The following is an 18,783-nucleotide window of genomic DNA, read 5'->3' as shown; positions in this document are numbered from 1 at the left end:
GCCGGCTCCTACAGGGTTGGCTTTTTTGTTAGAATCCGCGACGCGCCGCTCACCCGGCGCGTTTTTTTTCGCATCCGGTTCACCCCTTACGAGGGTAGCCACCTGGAGATTTACCCATGACACAACAGATTGTCGTGGCGGCACTGTATAAGTTCGTCACCCTGGAAGATTACGTTGACCTGCGCGAGCCACTGCTCCAGGCCATGGTCGACAACGGCATCAAAGGCACGCTGCTGATCGCCGAAGAGGGCATCAACGGCACCGTGTCCGGCAGCCGTGAAGGCATCGACGGGCTGATGGCCTGGCTGAAGAACGATCCGCGCATGGACGACATCGATCATAAGGAGTCGTACTGCGACGAGCAGCCGTTCTACCGCACCAAAGTCAAACTCAAGAAAGAAATCGTCACCCTTGGCGTTGATGGCGTGGACCCGAACAAAAAGGTCGGCACCTACGTGGATCCGCAGGACTGGAACGCGCTGATCAGCGATCCGGAAGTGCTGCTGATCGACACCCGCAACGACTATGAGGTGTCGATTGGCACCTTCGAAGGCGCGATCGATCCGAAAACCACCAGTTTTCGTGAATTTCCCGACTACATCAAAGCCAACTTCGACCCGACCGTGCACAAGAAAGTCGCGATGTTCTGCACCGGCGGCATTCGTTGCGAAAAGGCTTCGAGCTACATGCTCAGCGAAGGCTTCGATGAGGTCTATCACCTCAAGGGCGGCATTCTGAAGTACCTCGAAGAGGTGCCGCAGGAAGAAACCAAATGGCAGGGTGACTGCTTCGTGTTCGATAACCGCGTGACGGTCCGCCACGACCTGAGCGAAGGCGATTACGATCAATGTCACGCTTGTCGCACGCCGGTCAGCGTCGAAGACCGTGCATCCGAACATTACGTAGCCGGTATCAGTTGCCCGCATTGCTGGGACAAACTGAGCGAGAAAACCCGTCGCAGCGCCATCGATCGGCAAAAGCAGATCGAACTGGCCAAGGCTCGCAACATGCCGCACCCGATCGGCTACAACTACAAGCAAGCATCCTCCGAGGCCTGAACCATGTCTGCGTGCCGCCTGCTCTATGTGATGGATCCGATGTGCTCCTGGTGCTGGGGCTTTGCCCCGGTTGCAAACGCATTGGTCGAGCAGGCAGCGGCCGCGGGCGTGGATGTACATCTGGTGGTGGGCGGCTTGCGCACCGGCAGCGGTTCGGCGCTTGAACCGACCACCCGGCGCTACATCCTTGAGCACTGGCAAGCGGTCAACGAGGCCACCGGCCAGCCGTTCAAACGCGAAGGCGCCTTGCCTGATGGATTCGTCTACGACACCGAACCCGCCTGCCGCGCGCTGGTGACGGCACGCGGCCTGGCGCCGGATTGTGCGTGGAAACTGCTCGGGCTGATTCAGAGTGCGTTTTATGCCGAAGGGCGCGACGTGACCCACGCCAGCGTACTGGTTGAGTTGGCGGAGCGCGCGGGCCTGCCGCGCATCGAGTTCGCCGCTGCCTTCGATCGCGCCGATACACACGCCGCGACGAATGCTGATTTTACCTGGGTACAGGACCTGGGCATTGCCGGTTTCCCTACCTTGTTGGCTGAGCGAGATGGTCAATTGGCGCTGCTGACCAATGGCTATCAACCGTTCAGTGTGCTGTCACCGCTGCTCAGTCGCTGGCTGGAGCGCGCTGCCTGTGCATGATCTGCCCGACGACACTCCGGTTGTTAAACGTGTCGACCGATTAAGCTGGGCAGAAATCCGTCGTCTTGCCCTTCATCACAAGAAATCCCTGTGGATCGCCAATGGCGTTGCCGTACTGGCGACCCTGTGCAGCGTACCCATTCCGTTGCTGTTGCCGTTGCTGGTGGACGAGGTGCTGCTGGGCCATGGCGACGCTGCACTGAAAGTCATGAACCACGCGCTGCCGGCGGTCTGGCAAAAAGCTGCAGGCTACATCGGCCTGATGCTGCTGGTAACCCTGGCCCTACGCTGTGCCGCATTGCTGTTCAACGTCGTGCAGGCGCGATTGTTCGCGGGGCTGGCCAAGGACATCGTGTATCGCATTCGCATCCGCCTGATCGAACGGCTCAAACGCATTTCTCTGGGTGAATACGAAAGCCTGGGCAGCGGCACGGTGACCACGCATTTGGTGACCGACCTCGACACCCTGGATAAATTCGTCGGCGAAACTCTCAGCCGTTTCCTCGTCGCCATGCTGACGCTCGTCGGCACGGCGGGCATTCTGATGTGGATGCATTGGAAGCTGGCGCTCCTGATTCTGCTGTTCAACCCGCTGGTGATCTACGCCACGGTGCAGTTGGGCAAGCGGGTCAAGCACCTGAAGAAACTCGAGAACGACAGCACTTCACGGTTCACCCAGGCGTTGACCGAAACCCTGGATGCCATCCAGGAGGTTCGCGCCGGCAACCGTCAGGGGTTTTTCCTCGGCCGTTTGGGCCTGCGCGCCAAGGAAGTGCGGGATTACGCGGTGAATTCGCAATGGAAAACCGACGCCTCGAACCGGGCCAGCGGTTTGCTGTTCCAGTTCGGCATTGATATTTTCCGCGCCGCCGCGATGCTCACGGTGCTGTTTTCCGACCTGTCCATCGGCCAGATGCTCGCGGTGTTCAGCTACCTGTGGTTCATGATCGGTCCGGTGGAGCAATTGCTGAACTTGCAGTACGCCTATTACGCCGCCGGTGGTGCGCTGTCGCGAATCAACGAGTTGTTGTCCCGCGCTGATGAGCCGCAATACCCGAAAGGCGTCGACCCGTTCAACGGTCGCGAGACCGTGGGTATCGAGGTTCAGGGCCTGAGTTTCGGCTACGGCGACGAACTGGTGTTGAACCAGATGAACCTGTCCATCGCCCCCGGTGAAAAAGTCGCGATCGTCGGAGCCAGCGGCGGCGGCAAGAGCACGCTGGTGCAATTGCTGCTGGGCCTGTACACGCCGCTGGCCGGAACCATCCGTTTTGGTGGTTCGACCCAACAAGAGATCGGCCTGGAAACCGTGCGGGAAAACGTCGCCGTGGTTCTGCAACATCCGGCGTTGTTCAACGACACCGTGCGCGCCAACTTGACCATGGGCCGCGAACGCAGCGACGAGGCTTGCTGGCAGGCGCTGGAAATCGCGCAACTGCACGCCACGATTCGCGAGTTGCCCAATGGTCTGGACAGTATCGTCGGGCGTTCCGGCGTGCGCCTGTCCGGCGGGCAGCGGCAACGCCTGGCGATTGCGCGAATGGTCCTGGCGGAACCGAAAGTGGTGATTCTCGATGAAGCCACCTCGGCGCTCGACGCCGCCACCGAATACAACCTGCATCAGGCAATGGCGCGGTTCCTGAGCAATCGCACTACATTGATCATTGCCCACCGACTTTCGGCCGTGAAACAGGCCGACCGGGTGCTGGTGTTCGACGGCGGGCAAATTGCCGAGGACGGCGACCATCAGCAGTTGATTGCCGATGGTGGTTTGTACGCCAAGTTGTATGGGCATTTACAACAGCACTGATGTCTGTAAGCGTTTGTTTCTGGTTCACCTCCAGTATGCTGTGCCTGAATGGCGCAGGCTTGACACTTGCCGGGAATGCGAACGCCTCCTAGTCTAGCTGTAGCGATTTCGTCCGGAAGACGATCAAGTAGTGCTAATGCAAGGGACCTCATGAATCAAACGCGGACACTCGGAACGCCTCGGCTATTGGGCATAGTCTGGCCATTTATCGCCGTTGTGGTGTTTCAGGCCCTGTTGGGTGGAGTCAGCCTCTACGTACTGTCGGCGGTTCGCGGCTATGTCGCCGGCGAAAGCCTCTGGTCCAAGGGCCAGAAAGACGCCATCTATTACCTCAACCTTTACGCGGACAACCGCGACGAAGCGATTTTTCAGAAGTACCAGGCGGCGATCGCCGTGCCTCAGGGCGGCCACGAGTTGCGTGTGGCACTCGATCATCAACCGCCGAATATCGAGGCCGCACGGCTGGCGATTCTCAAGGGCGGTAACCATCCGGATGACGTTTCCAGCCTGATCTGGCTGTACCTCAATTTCCGCCACTTCAGTTACCTCGAAAAAGCCATCGATCTCTGGACGGTGGGTGACGCCTATCTGGTCAAGCTCGATGACGTTGCGCAGGACATGCATCAGCACATCACCGCGACTCCGGCTTCCGACGCCGATATCCAGCGCTGGAAATCACAGATTTTTGCGATCAATGATGAGGTGACTCCCGCAGCGAAAGCCTTCAGTGATGCCCTGGGCGAGGGCTCGCGGGTCATTCTTCGCCTACTGCTGGTGACGAACATCGCCACGGCCCTGGGCTTGATCGCATTGGCCCTGATGCGCACCCATAAACTGCTTAAACAACGCCATGCCTTCGCCGACGCCTTGCAGTTGGAGAAAGACCGGGCGCAGATCACCCTGCAATCGATTGGCGACGGGGTGATCACTACGGATGTCGAAGGCGCCATCGCCTACATGAATCCGGCGGCTGAAGCATTGACCCACTGGAAAGCCGAGCACGCGGCGGGATTGCCGCTGGCAGCGTTGTTCAATTTGCTGGACGAGAACGCTCAGTCCGATGGTTTTACCTTGATCGAGCGCATTCTGAGTGGTCAGCTCAGCGGTGGCAGTGAGCATTCAAAACTGATTCAACGGGTGGACGGCAGCACCGTTTCGGTAACGCTGGTCGGCGCGCCGATCCGCAACGCTGGCAAAGTCAGCGGTGCCGTACTGGTGTTGCACGACATGACTCAGGAGCGGCAATACATTGCCAATCTGTCCTGGCAGGCTACCCATGACGCGCTGACCGGGCTCGCCAATCGCCGCGAGTTCGAATATCGCCTGGAGCAGGCGCTGCATACCCTGACGCGGCAGTCGGGGCGACATGCCTTGATGTTCCTCGATCTTGATCAGTTCAAACTGGTCAACGATACCTGCGGCCATGCGGCGGGTGACGAATTACTGCGGCACATCTGCGCGCTGTTGCAATCCGGTTTGCGTGAGAGCGATACCTTGGCCCGGCTCGGCGGCGACGAGTTCGGCATCCTGCTGGAAAACTGCACCGTTGATTCCGCTGAGAAAATTGCCGAGAGCTTGCGCCAAACCGTGCAAAACCTGCATTTTGTCTGGAAAGGACGACCTTTCGTGACGACCGTCAGTATCGGGCTGGTGCACGTCGCCCATAATCCGACCACCCTCGAAGCCTCGTTGCGCGCTGCCGACATGGCCTGCTACATGGCCAAGGAAAAAGGTCGCAACCGTGTTCAGGTCTATCATCCCGACGATTCGGAACTGTCCTTGCGCTTCGGTGAAATGGCCTGGGTGCAACGCTTGCACATGGCGCTGGAAGAAGACCGTTTTTGTCTGTACGCCCAGGAAATCGCACCCCTGGGCCATACCGATCCGGGCAGCGGGCATATCGAAATACTCCTGCGCCTGCACGACGAAGCAGGGCGCATGATCTTGCCCGACAGCTTTATTCCGGCGGCCGAGCGTTATGGCCTGATGACCTCGCTTGATCGCTGGGTTGTGCAGAATGTTTTCAAGATCATTGCTCAATGCCGCGACGAGAAACACAAAGAGCCGTTGGCCATGTGTGCGATCAATCTGTCAGGCACGACCATTGGGGATGAGGCGTTTCTGGACTTCTTGCGTGAACAATTCGTTACTTATTCGATCCCGCCTGAAATGATTTGTTTTGAAATCACGGAAACCAGTGCAATTTCCAATTTGGGCAGCGCAATCAGATTTATTAATGAGCTCAAAGGCTTAGGCTGTCACTTTTCGCTGGACGACTTTTGCGCCGGTATGTCCTCATTCGCTTATCTGAAACATTTGCCTGTAGACTTCCTGAAGATCGACGGGAGTTTTGTCAAGGATATGCTGGACGACCCGATTAACCGCGCCATGGTCGAGGTGATTAATCACATCGGCCATGTCATGGGTAAGCGTACGATTGCCGAGTTTGTAGAGACGCCCCAGATCGAGCAGGCATTGCTGGAGATCGGGGTGGATTACGCTCAAGGGTATGTTATAGAACGCCCGCAACTGTTTACCTGCGATAGTTTGCAAAGTCGTCCTGCCAGGCCTCAGCCTTTGTTGTTCAAGGCGCCTGGCACGTTCCGTTGAAATCTCTCGCTGATCCAAAACAATCACAATCAAAAGGAGCCCGACAGTGATCGACACATTCAACCGAACCGGACCACTCATGGAAGCCGCAAGTTATCCCGCATGGGCCCAGCGCCTGATTCAGGATTGCAGCGAGAGCAAGCGCCGGGTTGTCGAACACGAACTGTATCAGCGCATGCGTGACAACAAGCTCAGTGCAAAGACCATGCGCCAGTACCTCATCGGTGGCTGGCCGGTGGTCGAACAGTTCGCGTTATACATGGCACAAAACCTGACCAAGACCCGTTTTGCCCGGCATCCGGGCGAAGACATGGCGCGTCGCTGGCTGATGCGCAATATTCGAGTCGAATTGAACCATGCCGATTATTGGGTGAACTGGAGCCGTGCACACGGCGTCACCCTGGAAGATCTGCAAGCGCAACAGGTGGCCCCTGAGCTTCACGCCTTGAGCCATTGGTGCTGGCATACCAGTTCGGCGGATTCGCTGATTGTGGCCATTGCTGCCACCAACTACGCCATTGAAGGTGCGACCGGAGAATGGTCGGCGGTGGTCTGTTCCAACGGCGTATACGCAGCGTCATTCCCGGAAGAAGATCGCAAGCGCGCGATGAAGTGGCTGAAGATGCACGCCCAGTATGACGATGCCCATCCATGGGAAGCGCTGGAAATCATCTGCACGCTGGCGGGCATGAATCCGAGCAAGTCCCTTCAGGACGAATTGCGTTCGGCGGTGTGCAAAAGCTATGACTACATGTTCCTGTTCCTGGAACGCTGCATGCAACTGGAAAACGCTGAAAGAGCGCCAGTAGCCCGTGAGCGGTTGGCACTGGCGGAAAGTTGATCTAGGGCAAACGCAATACAACTGTGGGAGCGAGTTTGCTCGCGAAAGCGGAGTGTCAGACAACATCCATGTTGAATGATGAACCGCTATCGCGAGCAGGCTCGCTCCCACTGGATTTCAGTGCTACCGAAATCTCAGCCTGCCATCGCCAACCGGTTACGCCCCTCGCGCTTGGCGACATACAGCGCATTGTCGGCCCGTCGCAACAAGCTCTCCACCGACTCACCGGGTAGCAGTGTCGAACAGCCCAGGCTGACGGTCAGTTCGATCGAGCGGCCATCCGCAACATATTCCTCGGCTTGCGCAGCAATCCGCAGTCGCTCACCGACCAGGGCCGCCGCTTCCCGGCTGGTGTTGGACAGCAGGATCAAAAACTCTTCGCCCCCGAAGCGAAACACCATATCCACATTGCGCAATTGGCTTTTGATCGTGGCGGCAACGGCCCTGAGAACGTCGTCGCCGGCACTGTGTCCGTGGGTGTCATTGATCTGTTTGAAATGGTCGATGTCCAGCATCAGCAGCGACAGGGGTTGCAGGTGACGCCGAGACAGCTCGATTTCCCGCGTCAACGTCTGGTCCATGGCGATGCGGTTGCCGGTGTCGGTCAGCGGGTCGCGCAATGCGCTTTGGGTGGCTGCGCGGTAGAGCAGGGTGTTGCGCATCGGGTAAAGCAGCGAGGCCAGCAGCGATTCGAGGTAACCCTGCTCTTGCTCACTGAAACGCTGGTTGCGGCGGAATTCCAATTCGCCCAAGTGTTCGCCTTCGTGGCTGAGGCTGTAGCTGATCGAGTGGTGGCCTCGGTGCCCGAACTCCAGGCGCAAGTCACTGCTCGTGTGTTGGTAGCTCAAGGCATCGAGGGGAACAAGTCGCTGAATTTCGCGGAAGAACAAACCGAGAATGCGTTGTGGCTCAAGACTGGTTTGCAGCTGCATGCCGAGTTGCTGGCGCAGTTGCGCGAGACTGATCGGCCTTTCCAGAGTGGTTTGCTGCTGACCAAAGCCCAGGCGTTGCAATTTGGCACTATCGAAGTCAATTGCGTTGGTCTGGGAAGGTGATTTCATATGGCGTGCGCCCTTGAACAGAAAGCTGTCTTACAAGCTGGGTGAGAGCGGCTTTGGGCAGCGCGTCGTACTGATCCGTCAGTCCCGTAGGACATTTCGTACAAGTTTAATCTGCTTTGTACAAGTTTTGTAACTGCCCAGTTCATTCCTGCCGCTGCTGCTTTCGCCCTGCATGTTCTGAATACATGTAGAGCGAAAGTCGTGCCAATCGACTCAATTTAAATAAAACGCTTATAAATCAACGTAGTGGAGGACTGCTGGAGGGGTTTTCGAATTATTGCGACATTTGTTTGACTGAAAACCAAGGGCGTTGGATGTGCCGCGACGGGACATCGGCGCGGCACATAAGCGACGCACGGTATTACTGAGCGTTTAAGGCCTGGCCGTTGATGCCGGTGCTGTCCGGGCCCATCAGGTAAAGATAGACCGGCATGATCTCCTCCGGCGTCGGGTTGTTCAGCGGGTTTTCACCCGGATACGCCTGGGCACGCATGCTGGTACGGGTTGCCCCCGGGTTGATGCTGTTGGAGCGCACTGGCGCCACGGTGTCGACTTCGTCGGCGAGGGTTTGCATCAGGCCTTCGGTGGCGAATTTGGAGACCCCATAGGCGCCCCAATACGCACGGCCCTTGCGGCCCACGCTGCTGGAGGTGAACACTACCGAGGCGTCCTGAGACAGCTTGAGCAGCGGCAGCAAGGTGCTGGTAAGCATGAACATGGCGTTGACGTTGACTTGCATGACGCGCATGAAGTTTTCGCCGGACAACTGCTCGATCGGCGTGCGCGGGCCAATGATCGAGGCGTTGTGAAGCAAACCGTCGAGATGGCCGAATTCGGTTTCGATCATTGCCGCCAGTTCATCGTATTGATGGGGCAGGGCGGTTTCCAGATTGAACGGGATCACGGCCGGTTGCGGGTGGCCGGCGGCTTCGATCTCGTCGTAGACCTGGGTCAGGTTGGCTTCGGTCTTTCCCAGCAACAGCACGGTGGCACCGTGGGCGGCGTAGGTTTTCGCGGCGGCAGCACCGATGCCACGGCCGGCACCGGTGATCAGGATGACCCGGTCCTTGAGCAGATCAGGGCGGGCGGAATAATCAAACATAAGAAACCTCACAACAATTCAGTAGGCAGGCATCGCATTTGTGGCGAGGGAGCTTGCTCCCGCTCGACTGCGCAGCAGCCGTGAAGCCTGCAAATGCGGTGTGCCTGTCAGATTGCAGGCGTATCGCAAAGGGGCCGCTTCGCAGCCCGGCGGGAGCAAGCTCCCTCACCACAAAAGCCTTCGCGATCAGCAGCTGCAGAGCGCGCTATCAAGGACCTTGCGCAACTCCAGTGGATGATCGACCACCGCGTCAGCACCCCAGTGCCGCGGGTTATCGTCCGGGTGGATGTAGCCGAAGGTCACCGCCGCAGTCTTGGTGCCGGCATCGCGGCCCGATTCGATATCGCGCAGGTCATCACCCACGAACAGCACGCTGGCCGGGTCGAGGTCGAGCATCTTGCACGCGAGGATCAACGGCTCCGGGTCCGGTTTGCTGTTCTTCACGTGGTCCGGACAGATCAGCAGCGCCGACCGCTCGGCCAGCCCTAGTTGTTGCATGATCGGCTCGGCGAAGCGCAGCGGTTTGTTGGTGACCACGCCCCAGATCAGGTTGGCCTTCTCGATGTCGGCCAGCAATTCAGCCATGCCATCGAACAGCTTGCTGTGGACAGCGCAACCCACCAGATACCGCTCGAGAAACTCCAGTCGCAGCTCCTCGAAGCCTGGCGATTCCGGGTCCATGGAGAAGGTCACCGCGACCATCGCCTTGGCGCCGCCGGAGATCTCGTCGCGAATGTGTTTGTCGTTGATCGGTGGCAAGCCGCGGTCGGCACGCATCGCCTGACAGATCGCGATGAAGTCCGGCGCGGTGTCGAGCAGGGTGCCGTCCATGTCGAAAAGAACTGCTCTGATACGCATCGGCTTACTCCTCGCGCAGGGTCTGGATCATGTAGTTGACGTCCACGTCGGACGCCAGTTTGTAGTGTTTGGTCAGCGGGTTGTAGGTCAGGCCGATGATGTCCTTGACGGTCAGGCCGGCCATGCGGCTCCAGGCACCGAGCTCGGAAGGGCGGATGAATTTCTTGAAGTCGTGGGTGCCGCGTGGCAGCAGCTTCATGATGTATTCGGCGCCGACGATGGCGAACAGGTACGCCTTCGGGTTGCGGTTGATGGTGGAGAAAAACACCTGGCCGCCGGGCTTGACCATTTTGAAGCAGGCGCGGATCACCGAGGACGGATCCGGCACGTGTTCGAGCATTTCCAGGCAGGTGACCACGTCGAATTGCTCGGGCATTTCTTCGGCCAGAGCTTCGGCCGTGATCTGCCGGTATTCAACATTTACGCCTGATTCCAGCTGATGCAATTGCGCGACCGCCAGTGGCGCTTCGCCCATGTCGATGCCGGTTACTGTGGCGCCGCGTTGGGCCATGGCTTCGCTGAGGATGCCGCCGCCGCAACCGACGTCGAGGACTTTCTTGCCGGCCAGATTGACCCGTTCGTCAATCCAGTTGACGCGCAGCGGGTTGATGTCGTGCAGCGGTTTGAACTCGCTTTCACGGTCCCACCAGCGATGGGCCAGGGCTTCGAATTTAGCGATTTCGGCGTAGTCGACGTTGCTCATGTTCAGTCCTCTAAAACTTGAAAAATCCTGTTGCCCCGGCGTTGAGTCCGGGGGGCTAACTATTCGGTACGGCCGCTGATGCGTTGGCCCCACGCCTTGGCGGTGGTGACCAATTGTTCTTCATCCAGGCGCGTCAGGCGCCGGTCGTCGAGCAGTTGTTTGCCGGCGACCCACAGGTGCTTCACGCAGTCTCGACCGGTTGCATAGATAAGCTGCGAAACCGGGTCGTAGACCGGTTGCTGAGCCAGGCCGGAGAGGTCGAACGCCACGATATCGGCGGCTTTGCCGACTTCCAGCGAACCTACTTCAGCTTCGATTCCCAGCGCGCGGGCACCATTGAGGGTGGCCATGCGCAGGGCGCGATGGGCATCCAGCGCGGTGGCCGAGCCCGCGACAGCTTTGGCCAGCAGGGCGGCGGTGCGGGTTTCGCCCAGCAGGTCCAGGTCATTGTTGCTGGCGGCGCCATCGGTGCCGACGGCGACATTCACGCCGGCCTGCCACAAGCGCTCCACCGGGCAGAAACCACTGGCCAGCTTCAGGTTCGACTCCGGGCAATGAATCACACTGGTGTTGCTTTCTACCAGCAGCGCGAGGTCTTCCTCGCTGATCTGGGTCATGTGAACGGCCTGGAAGCGCGGTCCCAGCAGGCCCAGGCGCGCGAGTCGGGCCAGCGGCCGCTCGCCACGTTGTTCGACCGACTGCTGCACTTCAAAGGCCGTTTCATGCACGTGCATGTGGATCGAGGCGTCCAGCTCTTCGGCGATCACCCGGATTTTTTCCAGGTTTTCATCGCCCACGGTGTAGGGCGCGTGAGGGCCGAAAGTAACTTTGATGCGTTCGTGGTGCTTGAGATCGCCAAACAACTCGACGCCCTGACGAATGGCTTCGTCTGCCGTGGCGGCACCCGGAATCGGGAAGTCGAGGATCGGAATCGCGATTTGCGCGCGAATGCCGCTGTTGTGCACGCGTTCGCTGGCAACCTTCGGGAAGAAATACATGTCAGAGAAGCAGGTGATGCCGCCTTTGAGTTGTTCGGCGATGGCCAGATCGGTGCCGTCGCGGACGAAATCCTCGTCGACCCACTTGGCTTCGGCTGGCCAGATGTGGTTTTCCAGCCAGGTCATCAGGGGCAAGTCATCGGCCAGCCCGCGGAAAAGAGTCATTGCCGCATGCCCATGGGCGTTGATCAGGCCCGGGCTGAGCAGCATGTCCGGCAGTTCACAGACTTTGGTTGCGTTAAGCTTCAGGGCGGCGGAACGTGGGCCGACGAATGCGATGCGCCCGTCGCGGATGCCCAATGCATGATCTTTGAGGACAACGCCAGCGGGTTCGACGGGTACCAGCCAGGTTGGCAGCAATAACAGGTCGAGCGCAGCGGCAGTGTTCGGCATCGAGGGTGGGTTCCAGTGCTTTTGTAAAGGATGGCGAAGTATACCCGAGCGTCTTCGCGGGGGGATCGCTATAATCGGCGGCTTTTGTTCATGAGTGCGGGGTGTGGGATGCGCGATCGACTGTTGGCTGCGGAGAAAGTGAAGGCCATCGATTGGCGTGATGGCGCCCTTTACCTGCTGGATCAGCGTATTTTGCCGTTCGAGGAAACCTGGATCGCTTATACCAGCGCGGCTGGCGTGGCGGAGGCCATTCGTTCGATGGTGGTGCGCGGTGCGCCGGCAATCGGGATCAGTGCGGCCTATGGCATCGTCCTGGCTGCCCGCGCCCGGTTGGCCGAAGGTGGTGACTGGTACGCGGCGCTGGAAGAGGATTTCATGCTGCTCGCCGACTCCCGTCCCACTGCGGTCAACCTGTTCTGGGCGCTGGGCCGAATGCACGACAGGCTTGATCGGCTGAAAGAAAATGCCGACCCGCTGGTCGCGCTGGAAGCCGAGGCGATCGCCATTCATGAGAGTGATCGCGAAGCCAACCTGACCATGGCGCAGTTGGGTGTGGACTTAATCCGCAAGCACCAGGGCAACGCCCAGGCGATCCTGACCCACTGCAACACCGGCGCGCTGGCCACCGGCGGTTTCGGCACGGCGCTGGGTGTGATTCGTGGCGCATTCATCGAGGGTATGGTCGAGCGAGTTTATGTCGACGAAACCCGTCCATGGCTGCAGGGCTCGCGACTGACCGCGTGGGAGCTCGCCAACGAAGGCATCCCCGTTACCCTCAATGTTGACTCCGCCGCGGCGCACATCATGAAGACCAAGGGCCCTACCTGGGTCATCGTCGGCGCGGACCGGATCACCGCCAATGGCGATGTGGCAAACAAAATCGGCACTTATCAACTGGCGGTGAACGCCATGCACCACGGCGTGCGCTTCATGGTGGTGGCGCCGAGTTCGACCATCGACATGAACCTGGCGAGTGGCGACGACATTCCGATTGAAGAACGTGATGGTCGCGAGTTGCTGGAAGTGGGTGGCAAGCGCGTCGGGGCGGATGTCGAGGCGTTCAACCCGGTGTTCGACGTGACTCCGGCTGATCTGATCGATGCGATCGTCACCGAAAAAGGCATCGTCGAACGTCCGGATACCGCGAAAATGGCGCAGTTGATGTGCCGCAAGCGTCTGCATTGATTGGCTGTGGCGTTCGTTAGGACGTCATCGTCAGCAGGCTGGCTCCCACAGGTATTGTGATCGACATAGATCAATGTGGGAGCCAGCCTGCCGGCGATTAGGGCTTAAAAGTCAATAAACATCCGTAATTCGTCCCCGAATTCTGCATTCGCAGCGGCTCTAAGCCTCTCTCGTCCCCTTCAAGCCTGTCATCGGTCAACTAACTACTCTCCATGCGCATCTGGGGGATAGGTGCGTGGCGGCTCTTGTGATAACATCCGGCGGTTTCCAGGGTTGCCAGAAGTGGCGACCCGTACTGCGCAGATCCATGGAATAACTCGTTGATTTGTCGTAAGTCGGTGCATGGCACTCAGCCTGTATCGGCGAGCTTCGTTGGTCCCATATGGATATGACGAAGTTTCACCAGAAAAAGGAATCAGGCTTCTCATGGGCGAACTGGCCAAAGAAATCCTCCCGGTCAATATCGAAGACGAGCTGAAGCAGTCCTACCTCGACTACGCAATGAGCGTAATTGTCGGGCGGGCACTGCCGGATGCGCGCGATGGCTTGAAGCCCGTGCACCGGCGCGTGCTGTTCGCGATGAGCGAGCTGGGCAACGACTTCAACAAGCCGTACAAGAAATCTGCCCGTGTTGTCGGTGACGTGATCGGTAAATATCACCCGCACGGTGATACCGCGGTGTACGACACCATCGTTCGGATGGCGCAGCCATTCTCCCTGCGCTACCTGCTGGTAGACGGCCAGGGTAACTTCGGTTCGGTGGACGGCGACAACGCCGCGGCCATGCGATACACCGAAGTGCGCATGACCAAGCTGGCGCACGAGCTGCTGGCTGACCTGCATAAAGAAACCGTGGACTGGGTGCCGAACTACGACGGCACCGAAATGATCCCGGCGGTCATGCCGACCCGTATTCCCAACCTGTTGGTCAACGGCTCCAGCGGTATCGCCGTGGGCATGGCGACCAACATTCCGCCGCACAACCTCGGTGAAGTCATCGACGGTTGCCTGGCGCTCATCGACAATCCCGAGCTGACCGTCGATGAATTGATGCAATACATCCCCGGCCCGGACTTCCCGACCGCCGCGATCATCAACGGTCGCGCCGGCATCATCGAAGCCTACCGCACCGGTCGCGGGCGCATTTACATGCGCGCCCGCTCGATGATCGAAGACATCGACAAGGTCGGTGGCCGTCAACAGATCGTCATCACCGAACTCCCTTACCAGCTGAACAAGGCGCGTCTGATCGAGAAGATCGCCGAGCTGGTTAAAGAGAAGAAGCTTGAAGGCATCACCGAACTGCGCGACGAGTCCGACAAGGACGGTATGCGCGTCGTGATCGAGCTGCGTCGTGGCGAAGTGCCTGAGGTGATCCTCAACAACCTCTACGCTCAGACCCAACTGCAAGCCGTATTTGGTATCAACATCGTTGCACTGATCGACGGCCGTCCACGGATCCTGAACCTCAAGGACCTGCTGGAAGCCTTCGTCCGTCACCGTCGCGAAGTGGTTACCCGCCGTACCGTGTTCGAACTGCGCAAGGCGCGCGAACGTGGACACATCCTTGAAGGTCAAGCGGTTGCCCTGTCGAACATCGACCCGGTCATCGCCCTGATCAAGGCCTCGCCAACCCCGTCGGAAGCCAAGGAAGCGCTGGTCAGCACCCCTTGGGAATCCTCCGCCGTGGTAGCAATGGTGGAACGTGCCGGTGCCGATTCGTGCCGTCCGGAAAACCTCGATCCGCAATACGGCCTGCGCGACGGCAAGTACTTCCTGTCGCCAGAACAGGCGCAAGCCATTCTGGAGCTGCGTCTGCACCGCCTCACCGGTCTGGAACACGAAAAACTGCTGGCCGAGTATCAAGAGATCCTCAACCAGATCGGCGAGCTGATCCGCATCCTCAACAGCGCCACGCGCCTGATGGAAGTGATCCGCGAAGAGCTGGAAGTGATCCGCGCCGAATACGGCGATGTGCGTCGCACCGAGATCCTCGATGCCCGTCTCGACCTGACCCTGGGTGACATGATCCCGGAAGAAGAGCGCGTCGTGACCATTTCCCACGGTGGCTACGCCAAGACCCAGCCATTGGCTGCGTACCAGGCCCAGCGTCGTGGCGGCAAAGGCAAGTCGGCGACCGGCGTCAAGGATGAGGATTACATCGCTCACCTGCTGGTTGCCAACAGCCACACTACGCTGCTGCTGTTCTCCAGCAAGGGCAAGGTGTACTGGCTGAAAACCTACGAAATCCCTGAAGCGTCCCGCGCTGCCCGTGGTCGCCCACTGGTCAACCTGCTGCCGCTGGACAGTGATGAATACATCACCACCATGCTGCCGGTCGAGGAATACACCGAAGGTCATTTCATCTTCATGGCGACTGCCAAAGGCACCGTTAAGAAGACGCCGCTGGAATCCTTCAGCCGTCAACGCAGCGTCGGCCTGATCGCGCTGGAGCTGGACGAAGGCGACGTGCTGATCTCCGCAGCCATCACCGATGGCGAGCGTGAAGTGATGCTGTTCTCCGACGGCGGCAAGGTAACGCGCTTCAAAGAGTCCGATGTTCGCGCCATGGGCCGTACGGCTCGCGGCGTACGCGGCATGCGTCTGCCGGAAGGCCAGAAGCTGATTTCCATGCTGATCCCGGAAGAAGGCAGCGAGATCCTTACTGCTTCCGAGCGTGGTTTCGGCAAGCGTACGGCGATCACCGAGTTCCCTGAGTACAAGCGTGGCGGCCAGGGCGTTATCGCCATGGTCAGCAACGAGCGTAACGGCCGCCTGGTCGGCGCGGTCCAGGTGCTTGATGGTGAGGAAATCATGCTGATTTCCGACCAGGGCACCCTGGTGCGTACTCGTGTCGATGAAGTCTCCAGCCTGGGTCGTAACACCCAGGGCGTGACCCTGATCAAATTGGCCAAGGATGAAACCCTGGTCGGCCTTGAGCGGGTCCAGGAGCCTTCGGAAGTCGAGGGTGAAGAGCTCGAAGGTGAAGAGGGTGTAGAGTTCGACGGTGAGGTCGTGATTGACGACGTTGTCGAAGACCAGCAACTCGACGCCGCCGCCGACGAAGAACCACAGGAATAAGCGGGCAAACAGGGGGCGGATGAAAATTCGCCCCCTTGTTATTTGTCCGTAAAGAAATATCGACACCTCTGGAGATCCCTTGTGGGAGCGAGCCTGCTCGCGATGCAGGCGCCACGGTACGTCTGAAGTATCGCGGTGATGCAATCGCGAGCAGGCTCGCTCCCACAAATCCCTGTTTCAGCAGGGGCCCGGTGTCGGCTGATAATGCGATTTATTGCGTGATACCACCAAATCAGAGCGAGATTGGATGTGAGCAAGAGAGCCTATAACTTCTGTGCCGGTCCTGCGGCGCTTCCTGAAGCTGTCCTGAAACGCGCCCAGGGCGAACTGCTTGATTGGCATGGCAAGGGTCTGTCCGTCATGGAAATGAGCCATCGCAGTGATGAGTTCGTGTCCATCGCCACCAAGGCCGAGCAGGATCTGCGTGATCTGCTGAATATCCCCTCGAACTATAAAGTGCTGTTTCTGCAAGGCGGTGCCAGCCAGCAATTTGCTCAGATTCCTCTGAACCTGTTGCCGGAAAACGGCTCGGCCGACTATATCGACACCGGTATCTGGTCGCAGAAAGCCATCGAAGAAGCCTCGCGCTACGGCCACGTCAACGTTGCTGCCACCGCCAAGCCTTACGACTATTTCGCCATTCCCGGCCAGAACGAATGGAAGCTGTCGAAAGACGCCGCCTACGTTCACTACGCGCCGAACGAAACCATCGGCGGCCTGGAATTCCAGTGGATCCCGGAAACCGGTGATGTGCCACTGGTGGCCGACATGTCCTCGGACATTCTTTCGCGCCCGGTGGACATTTCGCGCTTCGGCATGATCTACGCCGGCGCCCAGAAAAACATCGGCCCGAGCGGCATCGTGGTCAACATCGTGCGCGAAGACCTGTTGGGCAAGGCCCGTTCCCTATGCCCGACCATGCTCAATTACAAGGTCGCGGCCGATAACGGCTCGATGTACAACACGCCGCCCACCCTGGCCTGGTACCTGTCCGGCCTGGTGTTCGAGTGGCTGAAAGAGCAGGGCGGTGTCGAAGCCATCGGCAAGCTCAATGAAGTGAAACAGCGCACGCTGTACGACTTCATCGACGCCAGCGGCCTCTACAGCAACCCGATCAACAAGTCGGACCGCTCGTGGATGAACGTGCCGTTCCGCCTGGCAGACGACCGTCTCGACAAGCCGTTCCTGGCTGGCGCCGACGAACGTGGCCTGCTCAACCTCAAGGGTCACCGTTCCGTGGGCGGCATGCGCGCCTCCATCTATAACGCCGTGGACATCAACGCGATCAATGCGCTGATTTCGTACATGGCAGAGTTCGAGAAGGAACACGGCTAATGTCTGAGCAAGAACTCAAGGCACTGCGCGTTCGCATTGATGCCCTGGACACTAAAGTCCTGGAACTGATCAGTGAGCGTGCGCGTTGCGCCCAGGAAGTCGCGCGAGTAAAGATGGCCTCGCTGGCCGAAGGCGAAGTGCCGGTGTTCTATCGTCCTGAGCGAGAAGCTCAGGTGCTCAAACGTGTGATGGAGCGCAACCAGGGGCCTTTGGGCAACGAAGAAATGGCGCGGCTGTTCCGCGAAATCATGTCTTCGTGCCTGGCCCTTGAGCAGCCGCTGAAAGTGGCTTACCTCGGCCCGGAAGGCACCTTCACCCAGGCTGCCGCCATGAAACATTTCGGCCACGCCGTGATTAGCAAGCCGATGGCAGCGATCGATGAAGTGTTCCGTGAAGTGGCGGCCGGTGCGGTCAACTTTGGCGTGGTGCCGGTGGAAAACTCCACCGAGGGCGCGGTCAACCACACCCTCGACAGCTTCCTCGAGCACGACATGGTGATCTGTGGCGAAGTCGAGCTGCGAATCCACCATCACCTGTTGGTCGGTGAAAACACCAAGACCGACAGCATCAGCCGCATCTATTCCCACGCCCAGTCCCTGGCCCAGTGCCGCAAGTGGCTGGACGCGCATTACCCGAATGTCGAGCGTGTGGCGGTTTCCAGCAACGCCGAAGCGGCCAAGCGGGTTAAAGGTGAGTGGAACTCGGCGGCAATTGCCGGCGATATGGCGGCTGGCCTTTACGGTTTGACCCGTCTGGCCGAAAAAATCGAGGATCGCCCGGACAACTCCACGCGCTTCCTCATGATCGGTAACCAGGAAGTGCCGCCAACCGGCGACGACAAGACCTCGATTATCGTCTCCATGAGCAACAAGCCTGGTGCACTTCACGAGTTGCTGGTGCCGTTCCATGACAATGGCATCGACTTGACGCGCATCGAGACCCGTCCGTCGCGCAGTGGCAAATGGACCTACGTGTTCTTCATCGATTTTGTCGGCCACCACCGCGATCCGCTGGTAAAAGGTGTGCTGGAAAAGATCAGTCAGGAAGCAGTAGCACTCAAAGTGCTGGGTTCCTACCCGAAAGCAGTTCTCTAAGGGCGGTAGCAA

At 59.1% G+C, this 18,783-nt stretch carries 14 protein-coding genes; 9 read left to right on the top strand and 5 right to left on the bottom strand.

Translation table 11 applies throughout. The annotated features are described in order from the left end of the window. Positions 1–116 precede the first annotated feature (116 nt). The 5 genes from ABVN21_RS15960 (at position 117) to ABVN21_RS15940 (ending at position 6,961) form a co-directional block, all read left to right on the top strand. On the top strand, positions 117–1,058 hold the full coding sequence (locus ABVN21_RS15960) for a rhodanese-related sulfurtransferase (RefSeq protein ID WP_339552691.1): 942 nt from the start codon (positions 117–119) through the stop codon (positions 1,056–1,058). Between the two features lie 3 nt (positions 1,059–1,061). After that, entirely contained in the window at positions 1,062–1,700 is a 639-nt protein-coding gene (locus ABVN21_RS15955) for a DsbA family protein (RefSeq protein ID WP_339552692.1), read from the top strand. Continuing rightward, positions 1,693–3,510, top strand: coding sequence for an ABC transporter ATP-binding protein (locus ABVN21_RS15950; RefSeq protein ID WP_339552693.1), 1,818 nt, complete (start codon positions 1,693–1,695; stop codon positions 3,508–3,510). Before ABVN21_RS15955 ends, ABVN21_RS15950 begins: the two co-directional genes overlap by 8 nt. Positions 3,511–3,660: 150 nt before the next feature. Then, a complete protein-coding gene (locus ABVN21_RS15945) occupies positions 3,661–6,120 on the top strand; it encodes an EAL domain-containing protein (RefSeq protein WP_339552694.1) in 2,460 nt (819 codons plus the stop codon). Positions 6,121–6,166: 46 nt separating this feature from the next. After that, positions 6,167–6,961, top strand: coding sequence for an iron-containing redox enzyme family protein (locus ABVN21_RS15940; protein WP_339552695.1), 795 nt, complete (start codon positions 6,167–6,169; stop codon positions 6,959–6,961). 134 nt (positions 6,962–7,095) lie between these two features. Here the strand turns inward: ABVN21_RS15940 and ABVN21_RS15935 are convergent, their stop codons facing one another. The 5 genes from ABVN21_RS15935 to ABVN21_RS15915 form a co-directional block, all read right to left on the bottom strand. Then, the gene (locus tag ABVN21_RS15935) at positions 7,096–8,022 is read right to left on the bottom strand and encodes a GGDEF domain-containing protein (RefSeq protein ID WP_339552696.1); all 927 of its coding nucleotides are present in this window, start codon (positions 8,020–8,022) and stop codon (positions 7,096–7,098) included. A gap of 361 nt (positions 8,023–8,383) precedes the next feature. Continuing rightward, positions 8,384–9,124, bottom strand: a complete 741-nt coding sequence (locus ABVN21_RS15930) for a YciK family oxidoreductase (protein ID WP_339552697.1) — start codon at positions 9,122–9,124, stop codon at positions 8,384–8,386. A gap of 186 nt (positions 9,125–9,310) precedes the next feature. Continuing rightward, complete coding sequence (gene mupP, locus ABVN21_RS15925) at positions 9,311–9,982, bottom strand: N-acetylmuramic acid 6-phosphate phosphatase MupP (RefSeq protein ID WP_339552698.1); 672 nt, start codon at positions 9,980–9,982, stop codon at positions 9,311–9,313. Positions 9,983–9,986: 4 nt separating this feature from the next. Further along, positions 9,987–10,685, bottom strand: coding sequence for a bifunctional 2-polyprenyl-6-hydroxyphenol methylase/3-demethylubiquinol 3-O-methyltransferase UbiG (gene ubiG, locus ABVN21_RS15920; RefSeq protein WP_034151027.1), 699 nt, complete (start codon positions 10,683–10,685; stop codon positions 9,987–9,989). A gap of 59 nt (positions 10,686–10,744) precedes the next feature. Further along, a complete protein-coding gene (locus tag ABVN21_RS15915) occupies positions 10,745–12,076 on the bottom strand; it encodes a TRZ/ATZ family hydrolase (RefSeq protein ID WP_339552699.1) in 1,332 nt (443 codons plus the stop codon). A gap of 108 nt (positions 12,077–12,184) precedes the next feature. Between ABVN21_RS15915 and mtnA the strand changes: the two genes are divergently transcribed. The 4 genes from mtnA (at position 12,185) to pheA (ending at position 18,771) form a co-directional block, all read left to right on the top strand. Further along, entirely contained in the window at positions 12,185–13,261 is a 1,077-nt protein-coding gene (gene mtnA, locus ABVN21_RS15910; protein ID WP_034151025.1) for an S-methyl-5-thioribose-1-phosphate isomerase, read from the top strand. A 426-nt stretch (positions 13,262–13,687) separates the two neighbouring features. Continuing rightward, entirely contained in the window at positions 13,688–16,342 is a 2,655-nt protein-coding gene (gyrA, locus tag ABVN21_RS15905) for a DNA gyrase subunit A (protein WP_339552700.1), read from the top strand. Between the two features lie 249 nt (positions 16,343–16,591). Next, positions 16,592–17,677 carry a 3-phosphoserine/phosphohydroxythreonine transaminase gene (serC, locus tag ABVN21_RS15900; RefSeq protein WP_339552701.1) on the top strand — a complete coding sequence of 362 codons (1,086 nt, stop codon included), beginning with the start codon at positions 16,592–16,594 and terminating at the stop codon, positions 17,675–17,677. Next, positions 17,677–18,771 carry a prephenate dehydratase gene (gene pheA, locus ABVN21_RS15895; protein ID WP_027620100.1) on the top strand — a complete coding sequence of 365 codons (1,095 nt, stop codon included), beginning with the start codon at positions 17,677–17,679 and terminating at the stop codon, positions 18,769–18,771. Before serC ends, pheA begins: the two co-directional genes overlap by 1 nt. Positions 18,772–18,783: the final 12 nt, after the last annotated feature.

Source organism: Pseudomonas sp. MYb327, assembly GCF_040438925.1.
In the GTDB taxonomy this organism is placed as follows: Bacteria; Pseudomonadota; Gammaproteobacteria; order Pseudomonadales; family Pseudomonadaceae; genus Aquipseudomonas.
The sequence above is the reverse complement of the archived record's forward strand: the minus strand, read 5'-3'. Positions and strand labels throughout refer to the sequence as shown.